This window comes from Phytohabitans sp. LJ34 (assembly GCF_052068095.1).
Classification (GTDB): domain Bacteria; phylum Actinomycetota; class Actinomycetes; order Mycobacteriales; family Micromonosporaceae; genus Phytohabitans.
In genome coordinates this window covers 140134-156492 of the sequence record NZ_JBQHDG010000014.1, presented here as the reverse complement: position 1 = coordinate 156492, position 16359 = coordinate 140134, and the positions used below count along the sequence as shown (strand labels likewise).

Below are 16359 nucleotides of genomic sequence, written 5' to 3'. Positions count from 1 at the left end.
GTTCGCTCGTGGCGTTGACCACGGCGGAACAGCCGTCGGTGCGCGCGAGCCGAGTCCCCGGGATCCCCGCCAAGCGGCGGGGGTCCCGGCGTGGCCGGCGTAGCGAGGCAGTGGCGGGTTACGTCTTCCTATCGCCGTGGCTGCTCGGCCTGATGGCCGTCACCGCGGTGCCGATGCTTCTGTCGCTCTACATCAGCTTCACCAACTACGACATCCTCAGCCCGCTGAGCGAGGCCGAGTGGGTGGGGCTGGACAACTACAAGCGGATGTTCACCAACGACCCGTCGTACTGGCGGTCGGTGACGGTGACCATCTCGTTCGCGCTGATCGCCGTGCCGCTCAAGCTCGCGGTCGCGCTCGGCGTGGCGCTACTGCTCAACCGGGCCTGGCGCGGTGTCGGCCTCTTCCGGGGCCTGTTCTACCTGCCCTCCCTGATCGGCGGCAGCGTCGCGCTGGCCATCGTGTGGGTGAACATGTTCAACCGCGAGGGCGCGTTCAACGGCTTCCTCGGCCTCTTCGGCATCGAGGGCAAGCCCTGGGTCAACGACCCGTCCTGGGCGCTGGAAACCCTGATGGTGCTGGCCATCTGGCAGTTCGGCGCGCCGATGGTGATCTTCCTGGCCGGCCTGAAGCAGGTGCCGACCGAGCTGTACGAGGCGGCCTCGGTCGACGGCGCCGGGCGGTTCCGCCAGTTTCGCAGCGTCACGCTGCCGATGCTCTCCCCGGTCATCTTCTTCAACCTGGTGCTGGAGACCATCAACGGCTTCCAGGGATTTACCGCCGCCTTCGTGTTGAGCAACGGCACGGGCGGTCCGGTCGACTCCACCCTCATGTACACGCTCAACCTCTACCTCAAAGGCTTCAAGGACTTCGAGATGGGCTACGCCTCCGCGTTGGCGTGGGTGTTCCTGTTGGCGATCGGCATCATCACCGCCATCTTCTTCACGACCGGGCGGTTCTGGGTGCACTACTCGGATGGAGAGGACCGCTGATGGGCGCGCACACGGTCGCGGTTTCCCGCCGCCCCTCCGGCCTCGCGCGCGGCGCCGTCCGCATGCTGGTCCTCATCGCGATCCTCGCCGTCGTGCTGTATCCCCTCGCCTGGATGGTCGGTACGTCACTCAAGTCGCAGCCCGAGATCGCGAGCAACACGGGCCTGCTGCCGAAGGAGCTCACGCCCGGCAACTACACCGACGGGTGGAACCACTTCGACGTGAGCTTCGCGCGGTTCTTCCTCAACAGCACGCTTGTGGCGCTGCTGACGGTGGTCGGAAACGCCGCGTCCTGCCTTGTCGCCGCGTACGCCTTCGCGCGGCTCCGGTTTCCGCTGCGCGGCTTCTGGTTCGCCATCATGATCGGCACACTGCTGCTGCCACAGCACGTGCTCACCGTGCCGCAGTACATCCTCTTCAAGCAGTTCGACCTGATCGGCGGCGACTGGCCGTGGACCTACCTGCCGCTGCTCGTGCCCCAGTACCTCGCGACCGAGGCGTTCTTCGTCTTCCTGATGGTGCAGTTCATGCGCGGTATCCCGCGGGAGCTGGACGAGGCCGCGAAGATCGACGGGGCGAGCCCGTTCGGCATCTTCCGGTACGTGATGCTGCCGCTCAGCCGCCCGGCGCTGGTGACCACCGCGATCTTCTCGTTCATCTGGACCTGGAACGAGTTCTTCCGGCAGCTTGTCTACATCTCCAACCTGGAGGACTACACGCTGCCGGTGGCGATGACGCTCTTCATCGACTCGAGCGGGCAGAGCTCGATCGGGCCGATGTTCGCGATGTCGGTGCTGTCGCTGCTGCCGGTGTTCCTGTTCTTCGTCGCCTTCCAGAAGATGCTCGTCGAGGGCATCAACACGAGCGGACTCAAGGGATGACCACTGAAGATGTTCCCCGGTGGGTGCACGGCGGGTGGCGCGACACCGTCCGCAACGCCAGTGACCTGGCCCTGCTGGGCATCCTCGTCACGATTGGCTCGCTCGGCGTCGTGACGGCAGGCGCAGCGGTGGCGGCCGCCAGCGCCGCCGTGCACGACTGGTCCGCGGACGAGCGGTGGCCGGGGGTGCGGGTCACCGTCGGTCGCTTCGTCCGCGGCCTGCTGCCGGGCATCCTGCCTACGCTCGTGGCGACCGTCGGCGGGGCGCTGCTGGTACTCAACCTGGCCGCGATCACCCGTGGCGTCGTGCCCGGCGGGGTCGCCCTCGCGATACCCACGCTGCTCATCCTGGTCGCGGCCGCGGGCCTGGCCGGCCTGACGGTGGTCGAGGTGGGCAGGTCCGGCGGTGCAGGGTGGCGCGCCGCCGCCGCGGCGGCGCTCGCCCGCGGGCAGCGCCGGCCGGTCGCGGTGCTGGCGTGCGCCGGCGTGGTCGCGTTGGTCGGTGCGCTGGGCCTGATGATCATCCCGGTACTCGTACCGGTGCTCGCCGGTTACGCCGTCTTCGCCATGCACGCGGTCGCCCGGCGCCTGCCCGGGTGATCGCCCGCTGGCTGCCGTGATCGTCCGTACGGCCCTCCCACCAGGAGGAAACGCGCTCTAAGGTCGATATCCGTGCGGATGACTATCGGGATGCGCGCGATCGGGTGCCTGGCCGCGGCGGCGTTGCTCGCCACGACCGGGTGCGGTGGTGACTCGGACGACACCCCGATCCAAGACCAGAAGATCGAGATCAACGTCTTCTGGTGGGGCGGCGAAAAGCGGGCCGAGATGACCGAGCAGGCGCTCACGCTCTACACCAAGCGCCACCCCAACGTCACGTTCAAGACGCACTGGCAGGGCAACCAGGGGTACTACGACAACCTGGCCACCCAGGCCGCCGGGCCGGACGGGCCCGACCTGTTCCAGATCGACGACAACTACCTGACCGAGTACGCCGAGCGAAACGTCACGCTCGACCTCACGCCGTACGTGACGAGCGGGGCGCTCAACCTCGACAAGCTCCCCGACAGCCTCGCCAAGTACGGGCAGGTCGGCGGCCGCACGGTCGGTGTGGCGGGTGCCGAAAACACGCCCGCGATGGTCTACAACCGCAGCCTGGTGCGCCGCCTCAACCTGCCCGAGCCCACGGTCGGCATGACCTACGAGCAGCTGTTCACCTGGGCCACCCAGATCACCCAGGCCACCGACGGCCGGGTGGCGGGCACGATGGACCCGTCGGCCGACTACAAGGCGCTGTGGCTGTGGCTGCGTGCGCAGGGCAAGGAGCTGTACGCGGGCAAGCAGATGGGCTTCACCGCCAGCGACCTCACCAACTGGTTCCAGATGTGGAAGACCGCGCGCGACACCGGCGCCGCGCCCGCCACCGCGGTGATCCAGGAGGCCAACGGCGGCGACGTGACCAAGCAGCTTGTCGCGACCGGCCGCGCGGCGACGAGCTTCATGTGGTCCAACCAGCTGCCCGAGCTCCAGGGCAAGACGAAAGACGAGCTGGCCCTCGTGTCGTACCCGGGTGATCCGAAGGGGCAGTGGGCGCGCGCGTCGATGTACTGGTCCGCGTTCCGTGGAACGCGCCACCCCGAGGTGGTGGTCGACGTGATGAACTTCCTGGTCAACGACCCCGCGGCCGGCAAGATCCTGGGCACTGAGCGAGGGCTCAGCCCCAACACCGAGGTGCGGAAGGTGGTCGGCGAAGCACTGACCGACCCCACCGCCCGCGCCACGATCGAGTTCGAAAACGCGATCACCCCCCGCTTCGGCGCCGCGCCCGCACCGCCACCGAAGGGCCACGCGAAGATCCGTTCACTGCTGACCGCGGCCGCGGAGAGCGTGCAACTCGGCCAGAAGACACCCAAGCAGGCGGCCGAGCAGTTCCTCGGCCAGGCCAACGGCACACTCGCCACCTAGCCCAGCCCAGCCCCCAACCCCCTTGCGATGTCCCAAGAGGGCAGCCCTCTTGGGGGCCGAGCGTCGGCGCGCGGTGGCGCGGCGGCGCAGGTGGTGGGCTTGGACGGCGGGCCTGGCAGTGGGGGTCGGGGTTTCGGCGAGCCCTGGCGAGCCGCCGACCTCCACGGTCTCCGGCGGGAGCAGCGGCCCGCAGCTGACGCCGACCCGGGACATGAATCTGGGGGTGGGGGTTCGCTAGTCGCGGGCGAAGCGGGCGATCAGGAAGTCGGTGCTGCCGGCGCAGACGACGTGCGTAGCGTTCCAGGAGCAGCTGTCGGTCTTCACGTCCTTCAGCTGGCCCATCTCGATCACATCCGTGGAGCCGGCGTGCAGTCCGGCGACGCTGTAGTTGTCCGCGCTGCTGGAGATCTCGTCGAAGAGGAGCATGTTGGCGGCGTCGATCCGGCCGACGGCGCCCTCCCGCTTGAGGATCTCGTTGCCGTCCGGGTCGAAGACGCGGACCAGGTTTTCGCTGCTCGTGGCCCGCGCGACGACCTCCTGGTCGAAGTGGACGAGCACATCGGCGCCGGGTGCGGGCTTGCGCCAGAGCTCACCGCCCTTCTCCAGGTCGATCGCCACCAGAGAGGTCGACTCGCTGTCGGAGCCGACCGAGTCGAGCAGGCAGGCCCTCGCCTCGCCGCACATCGCGAGGACGTCGAGCTGGTGGCGGTCGTCCGGTGCGGTGTAGAGGTTGACCGGCTCGCCCATCGTGTCGAGGTCGTACGCGGACAGGCGGTATCCGTCCTCGGCCACGGCGACCAGCAGCCGCCCGTTGTAGGCCACGACGTCGTCGCCCGGGTCGGCCACGTTGGTGCGCTTCTTCAGCTCCCTGCCGTCGGTCGCGTCGAAGACGGTGGCCGAGCGGTCCGCGCCGATCTGCACGAACCGCTGGTCGTCGGTCACCGGCGCGAACGGGCGGCCGCTGGTGCTCGCCGGGCCGGTGACGTCCGCGACCGTCTGCACCGGGTAGATCGCAGTGCCGGTGAGCCCCTTCGACTTGCCCGGGTTCTGCTTCTCCCAGCGGACGTCTCCGGTCTGGAGGTCGAGCCCGAGTAGGCGCCGCTCGGCCGCCTCGGAGAGCACCAGCACGTCCTTGAACATGTACACCCGGTCGTCGCCGCGGATGAGCCGGTGCCACATCTGCTCGCCGTTGGCGGGATCGTGCACCACCATGTCTCGGGTGGCGGTGCTGGGGATGCTGCTGCTCTGGAACGCGATGACGGCGTTGGGGAGGGCGGTGATCCCATCCCACCGGTCGGTGACGCTCTGCGTCTTGGCCTTCCACAGCACCTTCGCCGTTGCCAGCTCGACGGCGATGATGGTCAGCGGCTCGTCGGTCTGCTCGTAGGCCAGGTATCCCCGATCGCCCACCACATCGGTGTAGACGTAGTACGGCTGGCTGTCGGCGGACGGGATGCGGCCCACCTCGGCCACGGTCTGGAATTTGACCTCGTCGTTGCCGAGCAGCACCAGCGCCGCGGCGGTGACCACGCCGGCGAGGGCGACCGCGGCGGCGGCGATCCACAGGACCGGGCGCTTGTAGAGCGGGCGTCCCGGTGCCGGCGGCGCCGCCGGCGAGACAGACATTCCGGGTACCGCCGAGATGGGCGCCCCAGGCGGTGACACCGGCACGGACGACACCGGCAGGCCGGGTCCACTGGTCGGCGTCGGCGCGGCCTCCGTTGCGGCGGTGGCCGCGGCCGCTGCCGGCACGCTCGCGACGGCCCGGGCCCGGGGCGCAGCGATCTCGGCGAGGGCGCCCTCCGCAACCGGCAGCTCGGGCTGCTCCAGCACGGTCGGCGCGATGCCCAGCTCGGCGTGCAGCATGCGGGCCACGAGCGGCACCCGCGACGAGCCGCCGACCAGGAAGAGGCCGGCGAGCTGGTTCGGGGTGAGGCCGCAGCCGCCGATCACCGATGCGGCCTCGTAGACGCCACGGCGCAGCAGCGGGGTGACGAGCCGCTCCAGCTCCTCGCGAGTCAGGTGGAGGGCCTGGTCGAGACCCGGCACCGGCACGGGCGCGGCGGCGGTGCGGGAAAGCATCTCCTTCGCGCCGCGAACGTCGTCCCAGAACTGCCGCCGGCTGCGCCACTGTGCGGCGTTGGCGGGATGGGTCAGCGCCTGCCACGCCTGCGGATGGGCGGCGCCCAGCACGCGGCCGAGGTGGTCGACCAACGCCGCGTCGAGGTCGAGCCCGCCCAGCTCGGCGACGCCGCCCGAGCCGATCACCGCGAACCCGCTGCCCTCGTTGCGGACGACCGCGATGTCGAGCGTGCCGCCGCCGAAGTCGAAGACCGCGAGCGAGGCGCCAACGGGCACCGGCCGGCGCAGCACCTCGGCGAAGTAACGCGCGGCGGCGACCGGCTCGGGCAGCAGCTTGGTGCCCTGGTCGCCGACCGGCGGCCAGCCGGCGCGGGTAATGGCCGCGCCGAGCACGTCGCGCCGGCGCGAGCCCCAGGCGGCCGGGTGGGTCACGACGGCCGGCGGGAGGAAGCCAACCGCCTCCACGGCGGTGCGGGCGACGGCGCTGAGCACGGCCGCGAGCAGGTCGGCGGTGGGCACCTCGCGCCCGCCGAGCAGCACGCTCGGCTCGTCGACCCGGCGCTTGGGGTTGGGCTCGAACCGCGACGGGTCGCCCTGGGCCAGCCGCTGGGCGTCGCGGCCCACGTGCAGGCCGGCGTCGTCGAGGAAGACGGCCGACGGCATGATCGGCTGGCCGTCGAAGAGCAGGGGGCGGGTGCGGCCGTCGGGCCAGCGCAAGACGGCCACGGTGTTGGACGTGCCAACGTCGACGCCGAGCGCGTAACCGCCCTCCGGGCCTGCCATCTCTGCCGCTCCTCACAGGGGGTGAGGGGATCCCCGGCCAAGCATGTTACGGGGGTCGCGCAGCCCCTCCCGCGCCTGCTGCCGGCGGCCCGCCTCAGCCCGAGGCGCGGCGGCGGGTGATCTCGGCGAGGGTGACCGCGGCCGCGACACTCGCGTTGAGCGACTCGACCGCGGAGGCCATCGGGATGCTCACCCGCAGGTCACAGGTCTCGCCGACGAGCCGGGACAGGCCACGCCCCTCGGAGCCGACCACGACCACCAACGGGTCGACGGCCGCCTCCAGGTCGTAGACGTCGGTCTCGCCGTCGGCGTCGAGGCCGATCACGACGAACCCAGCCCGCTGGCAGGACTTGATCGCGCGGGTCAGGTTGGTCACCTGGGACACGGGCAGGCGCGCGGCGGCGCCCGCGCTGGTGCGCCAGGCCGTCGCCGTCATGCTCGCGGCCCGGCGCTCGGTCATGAAGACGCCCTGCGCGCCGAACGCGGCGGCCGAGCGGATGACCGCGCCGAGGTTACGCGGGTCGGTGACCCCGTCGAGGGCGACCAGCAGCGGCGCCGCGGCCTCGGCGGACGCGGCGAGCAGGTCTTCGAAGGGCTCGTACGAGTACGGCGGGACCTGGAGCCCCACGCCCTGGTGCAGCACCCCGCCGGTCATCCGGTCGAGCTCGGCGCGGCTGACCTCCAGGATCGGGATGCCACGGTCGGCGGCCGTGCGGATCAGCTCGTTGACCCGGTCGTCGATGTCGATCCCCGACGCCACGTGCAGCGCGGTGGCCGGCACGTGCGCGCGCAGCGCCTCGACCACGGGGTTACGCCCGACGAGCAGCTCGGGTGTGCCCTTGGCCGGTGTGGACTTGCGGCCCGGCGCGACCTTGGGCCCACCGCGGCGGCCCGATGCGCCCCCGCCACCGCCACCACGCTTGGTCGGCTTGACGCCCTGGGTGCCCCGCCCCCACGTGGTGTCCTTGGTGCCCGGGACGCCCGCCTTGGGGGCGCGCCCCTCCTCGGCGGCCGCGCGGCGCTCCTTGGCCTGCTTCCACGCGGTGCGCTGGGGCACCTGCTCGGTGCCCGAATACGCCTTGTGCCATGGCCGCTCGTCGGCGGGGAGCGTGCGCCCCTTGCCGCTGAGGCCGGCGCGGTTTTTGCCGCCGGAGCCGCCTGCCGCGCCCTTCTTCGACGAGACCCGCCGGCCCCGCCGCTGTGAGTTACCGGCCATCGTCGACCGTCCAGCGCGGCCCGGCGGGCGTGTCTTCGACGATGATCCCGGCCTGCTTGAGCTGGTCGCGCACCGCGTCGGCGGCGGTCCAGTCCTTGCGGGCGCGGGCCTGGGCGCGCTGGTCGAGCGCGAGCGCGACAAGCGAGTCGACCACCTCCCGGAGGTGATCGCCGCCGCCGGCGCCCCACGCGGCGTCGAGCGGGTCGATGCCGAGCAGGTCGAGCATCGCCCGCACGCGCGCCAGCGCGTCACGGATCGCCGCCTCGTCGTTGGCGTCGAGCGCGGCGTTGCCGTGGTGGACCACCTCGCGCAGGCTGGCCAGCGCCGCGGAGGTATTGAGGTCGTCGTCCATCGCCGCCACGAACCCGGCTGGCAGCTCGCCGGCCGGCACCGGGCCGACCCGCTCGACGGCCCGCTGGACGAAGCCCTCGATCCGCCGGAGCGCGACCGCCTTCTCCCGCAGGCTCTCGTCGGTGTAGTCGATCCGCGAGCGGTAGTGCGACTCGAGCAGGTAGTAGCGCAGCTCGATCGGGCGGATGCCCATCGCGGCCACGTGGTCGAGGTCGATGACGTTGCCCAGCGACTTGCTCATCTTGGCCTCGCCGAGGTTGAGCAGCGCGTGGTGCACCCAGTAGCGGGCGAACGGCAGTCCGGCCGCGCGCGACTGGGCGATCTCGTTTTCGTGGTGCGGGAACGTCAGGTCGAGCCCGCCGCCGTGGATGTCGAACTCGGGGCCGAGGTAGCGCCAGCACATCGCGGAGCACTCGATGTGCCAGCCGGGACGGCCGCGGCCCCACGGCGAGGGCCAGGTGGCGTCGGCCGGCTCGCCGGCCTTCTCGCCCTTCCACAGCGCGAAGTCGTTGGGGCTGCGCTTGGCCCGCGCCGGGCCGTCGTCGGGGGCCTGCATCGCGTCCGGCTGCTGGCCGGACAGTGCGCCGTACCGCGGGTACGAGCGCACGTCGAAGTAGACGTCTCCGGAGCCGTCTCCCGCCACGTACGCATGGCCGTCGGCGATCAGCTTTTGGATCAGCTCGAGCATGTCGGGGATGTGCCCGGTGGCCCGCGGCTCATACGTCGGCGGCAGCACGTTGAGCGAGCGGTACGCCGCCGCGAGCACGACCTCGTTCGCGTACGCGATGGACCAGAAGGGCCGACCGTACTCGATCGACTTGGCCAGCACCTTGTCGTCGATGTCGGTGATATTGCGGATGAAGGTCACCTCGTAGCCGGCGCGCAGCAGCCACCGGCGCAACACGTCATAGTTGACCCCGGAGCGAAGGTGGCCGATGTGCGGCTCGGACTGCACGGTGAGGCCACACAGGTAGATCCCCACCCGGCCGGCCTCACGCGGGACGAAGTCCCGCACCGATCTGGTGGCGGTGTCATACAGGCGTAGCGTCACCGTACAAGGGTACCGGCCCGCCGACTCCCGTACTCGTAGGCTCACCTCGTGAGCGAAGAGACCGCCCGTGGCCCGGAGACGGCGCAGACCCTCGACCGGGGGCTGCGGCTGCTCTTCCTCGTCGCCGACGCGCCCGGCGGGATGACGGTCACCGAGGCGGCGACCCGGCTCGGCGTGGGCCGCGCGGTCGTGTACCGGCTGGTCGGCGCGCTCGTCGAGCACGGCATGGTGCGCCGCGACGGGCGCGGGCGGCTGCGGCTCGGCGCGGGGCTGTTGCACCTGGCCAACCGGGCCCAGCCACTGCTGGCCGACGCCGCGCGGCCACCCCTGCGACGGCTGGCCGAAGCGGTGGGGGCGACCGCGCACCTGACGATCGCGGAAGGCGGCGAGGCGGTCGCGCTGGCCGTCGTGGAGCCGAGCTGGACCGCGTTCCACGTGGCGTACCGGGCCGGGTCGCGGCACCCGCTCGACCGCGGCGCGGCCGGACGGGCGATCCTCGCCGGGCGGCAGGGTGACGCGAGCGTGGTCGCGACGGCCGGCGAGCTCCAGCCGGGCGCGCACGGCGTGGCGGCCCCGGTGCTCGGCCTGGAAGGGCTGGAGGCGAGCGTGGGGGTGGTCGCATTGAGCCCGCTCGACCCGGAAGTGGTCGGCCCGCAGGTGGTCAGTGCTGCGGCCGCGGTGGCGCAGGCGCTGGGCTGAGGCCGCGCATCGTACCGACTTCCTCCTGGCCCGTGGAGTTATCCACAGGCCACAGTGGATCAACGGGCCGCCGTTGTCCACAGGGGGTACTGATCACGTGTACGGGCCGCGAGCCTAGGGCGCATGGCTCGCACATCCCATCGACCGTCACCACTGGAGTGGCAGGTGTTTCGGGGCAGTGACGCGGTCCGGCGCGATCTCGTCTCCTCCAACCAGTTGCGGAGCACCGCCTGGGTGCGGGTGCGCCACGACGTCTACGCCGACTCGAGGATCCGGCTCGACCACACCCTCGCCTGCCGCGCGACGGCGCTCCGGCTGCCGGTGACCGCGGTGTTCGCCGGTCCCTCCGCCGCGTTCCTGCATGGGGTAAAGCACGCCGCCGGTTACAACGACGACGTCCACGTCATCCTTCCGCCCGAGGTGCGGCTCCGGTCCCACCAGGGGCTGCGCATCCACGCCACCGAGATCGAGTCCGACGAGATGGAGTGGCGCGACGGCCTGCGCCGCACCGTCGCCACCCGCACGGTGTGGGATGTGGCCTGCTGGGCCGAGCTGACCCACGCGGTGTCGATCGTCGACCGGCTGCTCCGGCGCGACCAGGTCGGCCCGGCGGATCTGGCCGGCCTTGTCGAGCGCCACGGCACCCACCTCAGCCGCAGCCGGGCGCTGCGCGTCTTCGAGCTGGCCGATCCGCGCGCCCGGTCGGCCGCCGAGTCCAGCCTGCGCATCCGGCTCGTCACCGCGGGCATCCCGCGTCCCACCGCCCGCCACCCGGTCAAGCTGGCAAACGGGCGGGTGCTCCATCCCGAGCTGGCGTGGCCCGAGTTTCGGGTGGCCGTCGAGCTCGACCACCAAAGCCCCGGCGAGCGCTCCCCCTGCCTCGACGACATCGACCCCGAGCTGATGCGGCGCTACAGCCGCGGCCAGCTCACCGCCTCCGGCTGGACCGTGTTGCCGGTGACGCTCCACCAGATGCGCCTCGGCTTCACCGACTTCGTCACCTCGGTGCGCCGCGCCCTTCTCGATCGCGGCTGGCAGCCGTGACACCGGCGGCAAGGTCGGCGAGCGTCCGGGGCAGGTCGGCGAGCGACCGCACCTCGCCGTCGGGCGCCGGCCCGGTCGGGCGGGCCGCGCCGCCGCGGTTGAGCCACACCGTCCGCAGGCCGGCCTCCCGCGCCGCCAGCACATCGTGTGCCCACGAGTCGCCGACGTGCACGACCGCCGCGGGCACGCAGCCCGCCGCCTCGACCACCGCGGCGAAAAACTCGGGCGCCGGCTTCTTGGGCAGGCCACCCTCATGGGCGTAGACCTCGAAGGCGAATTCGCCGGCCAGTCCGCATCGCTCCGCGCGGCTGTTGCCGTTCGTGGCAAAGCCGACCGTGTAGTCGAGGCGCAGCGCGGCCAGCGCCGGCAGCACATCGGCGAAGGGGCGGCTCAGTGCGAAGCGCCGGGCGAAGAAGATCTCGGCCATGCGGTCCAGCTCCGCTTCCAGGCCGACGCGGGCGAGCGACCTGGCGAGCGCCGCGCGCCGGATCTCGGGGGTGGGCGCCGCGGCCATGGTGGCGAAGACCGCCGGCCAGTCCTCGGCCAGGTCGGCCAGCGTCAGCGCCTCAGCCGCCGGGGTCAGCCGCCGCATCTCGTCCAGCACGGCGCCGAGGGCCCCGGTCACGGCGGGCGAGAGGTCGACCAGCGTCTCGTCCGCGTCGAAGACGACCGCGGTGATCGGCACCACTGTCACGGTCGGGTCATCCGGAGCACGTCGAGCGCCTCTTCCAGCTGCTCTTCGGTGATCCTCCCGGCCTCCACGTGGCCCCGATCGCGTACGACGGCGCGGATCGACTGCCCGGATGCGAGCGCCTGCTTCGCGATCGAGGCGGCCTCCTCGTACCCCAGAAAGCGGTTGAGCGGGGTGACGATCGACGGCGACGACTCGGCGTATTCGCGGGCGATCTCGACGTTGGCCACCAGCCCGGTGACGCAGCGGTCGGCGAGGAGGCGGCACGCGGCGGCCAGCAGCCGGATCGACTCCAGCAGGTTGCGGGCCATCACCGGGAGCATGACGTTGAGTTCGAAGTCGCCCTGTGACCCGGCGAAGGCGACCGTGGCGTCGTTGCCGATGACCTGGGCGCACACCTGGCGCACCGACTCGCAGACCACCGGGTTCACCTTGCCCGGCATGATCGACGAGCCGGGCTGGAGGTCGGGGATCTGTAGCTCGCGCAGGCCGGCGCGAGGGCCGGAGCCCATCCACCGGATGTCGTTCGCGATCTTGTATAGACCCGCGGCGATCGTCCGCAGCTGGCCAGACGTCTCCACGAGCGCGTCCCGCGCACCCTGCGCCTCGAAGTGGTTGCGGGCCTCGGCGAGCGGGAGGCCGGTCATCTCCCGCAGCTTCGCGATGACCTCGGGGGCAAAGCCGGGCGGCGTGTTGACCCCGGTGCCGACCGCGGTGCCGCCGAGGGGCAGCTCCGCCAGTCGGGGCAGGCTCGACTCCAGCCGCTCGATGCCGTATTGCACCTGCGCGGCATACCCGGAAAATTCCTGCCCGAGCGTGATCGGCGTGGCGTCCATCAGGTGGGTGCGGCCGGCCTTCACCACGCTGGCAAACTCGTCGACCTTCGCCTCCAGGGCAAAGCCGAGATGCCGCAGCGCGGGCAGCAGGTGGTGCATGACCGCGTCGGTCGCCGCCAGGTGGATCGACGAGGGAAAGACGTCGTTGCTCGACTGCGAGGCGTTGACCTCGTCGTTCGGGTGCACCGGCCGGTCGAGCTCGCGGCTGGCGAGCGTGGCGAGCACCTCGTTGGCGTTCATGTTGGAGGAGGTGCCGGAGCCGGTCTGGAAGACGTCCACCGGAAACTGGTCGTCGTACCCGCCCTCGGCCACGTGTGCGGCGGCGGTGGCGATGGCCTCGCCGACCTCGGGTGGCAGCACGCCCAGACGCACGTTCACCTGCGCGGCGGCGCCCTTGATCTGGGCGAGTGCCTTGATGTGCGCCGATTCGAGCCCACGGCCGGAGACCGGAAAGTTTTCCACGGCCCGCTGGGTCTGGGCCCGCCAGAGGGCGTCGGCCGGCACCTGGACCTCGCCCATCGTGTCTCGTTCTACGCGCCAAGCCTGCTCAGTCACACACCCATCCTTGCCCAATGATCGTGAAACTGCCTCCTCGTCCGGTGACTCAGCCGCGGGCCGCCGCGGTCTGCTCCGCGTCCAGCTCCGCGATGTGGCGGGCGACGGCCGCGACCTCCGGGATGCCCATTTCGCGGCGGATGGTCAGGCAGCGCTCCCAGTAGCGCCGCGCCAGCGGTGGGTCGGCTCGGCGCAGGCCGACGGCCAGGCCGTCGAGGGCCCGCGCCTCCTCGTACCGGTGCTTGATCCGCCGGGCGATGGCCAGCGCCTGCGTGTGCTGCTCGCCCGCCTCGGTGGGCCGGCCGCCGGCGGCGAGTGTGATCCCCAGGTCGTTACGGACCAGCGCCTCACCCCGCCGGTCGCCGATCTCCCGCATGATGGCGAGCGCGTCGCGGTGATAGCGCTCCGCCGTGGTCCGGTCGCCGCAGAGCCGATACGCCACGCCGAGGTCGTTGAGCACCTCGCCCTCGCCATACCGGTTGCCCGTGCGCCGCTTGAGCTGCACGGCCGAGCGCAGGAGGCGGATCGCCACCGGCAGCTGGCCGAGCCGCAGCCGCACCTGGGCGATGTGGCCGAGCGCGACGCCCACCTGAAAGTCGAGCGCGTGCTCGGCGGCGAGCAGCAGGTGCCGGCGGTGCAGGTCGAGCGCCTCGTCATACCGCCCGAGCAGCATGTACGACATGCCCAGGTCGGCCAGCGCGGAGGAGATGCCCTGCTCGTTGGCCAGCCGGCGCCAGGTGGCCAGCGCCTGGAGCGAGCACTCCACACCCTCCGAGAGGCGGCCGAGCTGGATCATCACCACGCCCAGGTTGCCCCGGCAGATGGCCGCGTCGCGCTCGTGTCCCAGGCGCTCGCGCAGCTTGAGCGCGGCCTCCACATGCTCGATCGCGTCGAGATATTCGCCCGCGCGAAAGTACACCGACGCGAGGTAGTTGTGCATCGTCGCCACCGCCGAGTCGTCGCCCGAGCGCTGTGCCGCGGCCAGGCCGTCGAGCTGGGTGGCGAGGAGGTCGTCGCTGTAGCAGCGGATAAAGAGAAACCGCCACATCGCGCGGGCCAGCTTCCACGCGTATTCATGGTGGCCGGTCTCGGCCGCGCACCGCACGAAGGCGGGCAGGTTGAGCCGCTGCTCCTCCAGCCAGGCCGAGCCGTCGTCGCCAAACGCCACCACGAGGTCGGGGCGCATCGGCCGGCGGAGGCTGAGCGAGCCGTGCAGCAGCCCGCGCTCCAGCTCGGCGGTGGCACCCGCCACGGTGTGCAGCGCCCAGTCGAGCACCCGGCCGACGGCGGCCTGGCGGGCGGCTTCCGGCTCGGTGGCGGTGACAAGCTCCCGGGCGTATTCGCGCATGAGGTCGTGCAGCCGAAACCGCCCGGCACCGGGCTCTTCCACAAGGTGGCGGTCGACCAGCTCGTCGAGCTGATCCTGCGCCTCGGCGAGCGGGAGGTCGGCGATCGCGGCCGCGCCGAGCGCGTCAAACCACGCGCCCGGATAGAGCCCGAGCAGCCGAAACATGCGCTGCGCCGGCTCGGGCAGCTGCCGATACGACAGTGCGAAGGCGCTCGCGACCGTGCGGTCCTCGGCCGCCAGCTCGGGCAGCACCGGGCGCTCCCGGCGCAGCCGCGCGGCCAGGTCGGCCACCCGCCAGCTGCGGCGGTGGGCCAGCCGGGCGCCGGCGAGGCGGATGGCGAGCGGCAGGTAGCCACAGCGGCGCACGACCTCGACGGCCGCCGCCGGCTCGGCGCCGATCCGCTCGGGTCCGGCCACCCGGGCGAGCAGCTCGACGGCCTCCGGCTCGGCGAGCACCGGCAGCGGCTCGGGGTGCACACCGTCGAGCCCGACGAGCCGCCGGCGGCTCGTCACCAGCGCCAGGCAGCCGGGTGCGGCGGGCAGCAGCGGGCCGACCTGGGCGGTGCTCGCCGCGTTGTCGAGCACCACGAGCACCCGCCGGGCGGCCAGCTCGGTGCGCCACAGCGCCACCCGCTCGTCCGGCGAGGGCGGGATCCGCTCGCTCGGCACGCCCAGCTGCCGCAGCAGGGTGACGAGCGCGGCCGTCGGCTCCAGTGGCCGCCGCTCGCTGTGCCCGTGCAGGTCGACAAAGAGCTGCGCGTCCGGATAGCGGCTGGAGAGCAGCGTCGCCACGTGCACGGCCAGCGTCGTCTTGCCGCTGCCCGCCATCCCGTCGATGAGCTGGATCACCGGGCCGCTCGGGTCGGCCTGCTCGACCGCCTCGACGAGGCGGGCCACCACCTCGTTGCGTCCGGTGAAGTCGGCGGCGGTGCGGGGTAGGCAGCGGGCGGGCGGATGCGGGCGGCGCTCGTCGGCCGGCGCACCCACGTCGCCGACCAGGATCCGCTGGTGCATGTCGCGCAGCGCCGGGCCGGGCTCGATGCCCAGCTCTTCGGCGAGCACCGCGCGCGCCTCCCGATAGACGGCCAGCGCGTCCGCCTGCCGCCCGGCCCGATAGAGGGCGAGCATGAGCTGCGCCCGTAGCCGCTCCCGGAGGGGATACCGCTCGACCAGGTCGGTCAGCTCGCCGAGCAGCTCGCGCTCGCGGCCCAGCCGCAGCTCGACCTCGACACACTCCTCGATCGCGACGGCGTGCTGCTCGTCGAGGGCCGCTGCACCGCGCTGCACGGCCCGGCTCGTGACGCCCGAGAGCGCCGGCCCGCGCCACAGCTTCAGCGCGGCGCGAAACGACTCCCGTGCCTCCTCCGGCCGGTCGCCGTCGGCGGCGGCCCGCGCCCGCGCGGTCAGCCGGTTGAAGACGGCCGCGTCAAGGTCGTCGAGGTCGACTCGCGCGGAGTAGCCGGCCGGATCGGTGACGATCACCTCGTCGCCGACCGTCGCGGCGAGCGACCGGCGCAGGCGGGAGATGCAGGTCTGGAGCTGACCGCGGGCAGTGTTGGGCGGGGTGCCGTCCCACATCGCGTCGACGAGGCGGTCGACCGGCACCACCCGGCCCGCATTGAGCAGGAGCATGGCGAGGACCACCCGGTCCCGCCCGGCGGTGACCGTGGCGTCCTCGGTGCCGCCCACCCGCAGCGGCCCCAGGATCCCGAACCGCATTTCCGCTCCCGGTAGATCGGCCTTCATGAAATCTATCGCTGTTTCACACCAGTGAAAGCGCCGTCCCACGCCCGGGACCCACCGCTGGCTGCGCTCTTCGAGAGTCAGATGGCAGCGGATCGAGAGCCTGGGCCACCAGGATGGACG

12 protein-coding genes are annotated in these 16359 nt (G+C 72.1%); 6 read left to right on the top strand and 6 right to left on the bottom strand.

All coding sequences use genetic code 11. The features are described from left to right. The first annotated feature begins 8 nt into the window (after positions 1 to 8). The 4 genes from ACTMTJ_RS24815 to ACTMTJ_RS24800 all read left to right on the top strand — a co-directional run bounded on the left by ACTMTJ_RS24815 (position 9) and on the right by ACTMTJ_RS24800 (position 3837). A complete protein-coding gene (locus ACTMTJ_RS24815) occupies positions 9 to 992 on the top strand; it encodes a carbohydrate ABC transporter permease (protein ID WP_441220109.1) in 984 nt (327 codons plus the stop codon). Next, positions 992 to 1873, top strand: coding sequence for a carbohydrate ABC transporter permease (locus tag ACTMTJ_RS24810; protein WP_441220108.1), 882 nt, complete (start codon positions 992 to 994; stop codon positions 1871 to 1873). Before ACTMTJ_RS24815 ends, ACTMTJ_RS24810 begins: the two co-directional genes overlap by 1 nt. Then, positions 1870 to 2472 carry a hypothetical protein gene (locus tag ACTMTJ_RS24805; RefSeq protein ID WP_441220107.1) on the top strand — a complete coding sequence of 201 codons (603 nt, stop codon included), beginning with the start codon at positions 1870 to 1872 and terminating at the stop codon, positions 2470 to 2472. Before ACTMTJ_RS24810 ends, ACTMTJ_RS24805 begins: the two co-directional genes overlap by 4 nt. Before the next feature lie 78 nt (positions 2473 to 2550). Beyond that, complete coding sequence (locus ACTMTJ_RS24800; protein ID WP_441220222.1) at positions 2551 to 3837, top strand: ABC transporter substrate-binding protein; 1287 nt, start codon at positions 2551 to 2553, stop codon at positions 3835 to 3837. A 234-nt stretch (positions 3838 to 4071) separates the two neighbouring features. Here ACTMTJ_RS24800 and ACTMTJ_RS24795 read toward each other — a convergent pair whose 3' ends face one another. The 3 genes from ACTMTJ_RS24795 to cysS form a co-directional block, all read right to left on the bottom strand. Next, positions 4072 to 6702, bottom strand: a complete 2631-nt coding sequence (locus tag ACTMTJ_RS24795) for an Hsp70 family protein (protein WP_441220106.1) — start codon at positions 6700 to 6702, stop codon at positions 4072 to 4074. A gap of 94 nt (positions 6703 to 6796) precedes the next feature. Continuing rightward, entirely contained in the window at positions 6797 to 7918 is a 1122-nt protein-coding gene (rlmB, locus tag ACTMTJ_RS24790; protein ID WP_441220105.1) for a 23S rRNA (guanosine(2251)-2'-O)-methyltransferase RlmB, read from the bottom strand. Beyond that, complete coding sequence (cysS, locus tag ACTMTJ_RS24785) at positions 7908 to 9320, bottom strand: cysteine--tRNA ligase (RefSeq protein ID WP_441220104.1); 1413 nt, start codon at positions 9318 to 9320, stop codon at positions 7908 to 7910. The genes rlmB and cysS overlap by 11 nt, the downstream gene beginning before the upstream one ends. Positions 9321 to 9368: 48 nt before the next feature. On the opposite strand from cysS, the gene ACTMTJ_RS24780 reads away from it, so the two are divergent. Together ACTMTJ_RS24780 and ACTMTJ_RS24775 are read left to right on the top strand one after the other, a co-directional pair. Then, the gene (locus tag ACTMTJ_RS24780; protein ID WP_441220103.1) at positions 9369 to 10019 is read left to right on the top strand and encodes an IclR family transcriptional regulator; all 651 of its coding nucleotides are present in this window, start codon (positions 9369 to 9371) and stop codon (positions 10017 to 10019) included. 123 nt (positions 10020 to 10142) lie between these two features. Next, on the top strand, positions 10143 to 11063 hold the full coding sequence (locus ACTMTJ_RS24775) for a hypothetical protein (protein WP_441220102.1): 921 nt from the start codon (positions 10143 to 10145) through the stop codon (positions 11061 to 11063). Here the strand turns inward: ACTMTJ_RS24775 and ACTMTJ_RS24770 are convergent. Genes ACTMTJ_RS24770 through ACTMTJ_RS24760 form a run of 3 tightly spaced genes read right to left on the bottom strand, consistent with a single transcriptional unit; the run spans position 11017 to position 16212 of the window. Next, positions 11017 to 11748 carry an HAD family hydrolase gene (locus tag ACTMTJ_RS24770; RefSeq protein WP_441220101.1) on the bottom strand — a complete coding sequence of 244 codons (732 nt, stop codon included), beginning with the start codon at positions 11746 to 11748 and terminating at the stop codon, positions 11017 to 11019. The two genes, ACTMTJ_RS24775 and ACTMTJ_RS24770, sit on opposite strands and share 47 nt — an antisense overlap. Before the next feature lie 5 nt (positions 11749 to 11753). Continuing rightward, positions 11754 to 13145, bottom strand: coding sequence for a class II fumarate hydratase (locus ACTMTJ_RS24765; RefSeq protein ID WP_441220100.1), 1392 nt, complete (start codon positions 13143 to 13145; stop codon positions 11754 to 11756). A 49-nt stretch (positions 13146 to 13194) separates the two neighbouring features. Continuing rightward, complete coding sequence (locus ACTMTJ_RS24760; protein ID WP_441220099.1) at positions 13195 to 16212, bottom strand: BTAD domain-containing putative transcriptional regulator; 3018 nt, start codon at positions 16210 to 16212, stop codon at positions 13195 to 13197. Positions 16213 to 16359: the final 147 nt, after the last annotated feature.

Excerpts from the sequence above, each read along its gene's own strand:
- rlmB (WP_441220105.1), bottom strand. The coding sequence starts at position 7,918 with ATGGCCGGTAACTCACAGCGGCGGGGCCGGCGGGTCTCGTCGAAGAAG.
- ACTMTJ_RS24800 (WP_441220222.1), top strand. The coding sequence starts at position 2,551 with ATGACTATCGGGATGCGCGCGATCGGGTGCCTGGCCGCGGCGGCGTTG.
- ACTMTJ_RS24810 (WP_441220108.1), top strand. The coding sequence starts at position 992 with ATGGGCGCGCACACGGTCGCGGTTTCCCGCCGCCCCTCCGGCCTCGCG.
- ACTMTJ_RS24760 (WP_441220099.1), bottom strand. The coding sequence starts at position 16,212 with ATGCGGTTCGGGATCCTGGGGCCGCTGCGGGTGGGCGGCACCGAGGAC.
- ACTMTJ_RS24795 (WP_441220106.1), bottom strand. The coding sequence starts at position 6,702 with ATGGCAGGCCCGGAGGGCGGTTACGCGCTCGGCGTCGACGTTGGCACG.
- ACTMTJ_RS24805 (WP_441220107.1), top strand. The coding sequence starts at position 1,870 with ATGACCACTGAAGATGTTCCCCGGTGGGTGCACGGCGGGTGGCGCGAC.
- ACTMTJ_RS24775 (WP_441220102.1), top strand. The coding sequence starts at position 10,143 with ATGGCTCGCACATCCCATCGACCGTCACCACTGGAGTGGCAGGTGTTT.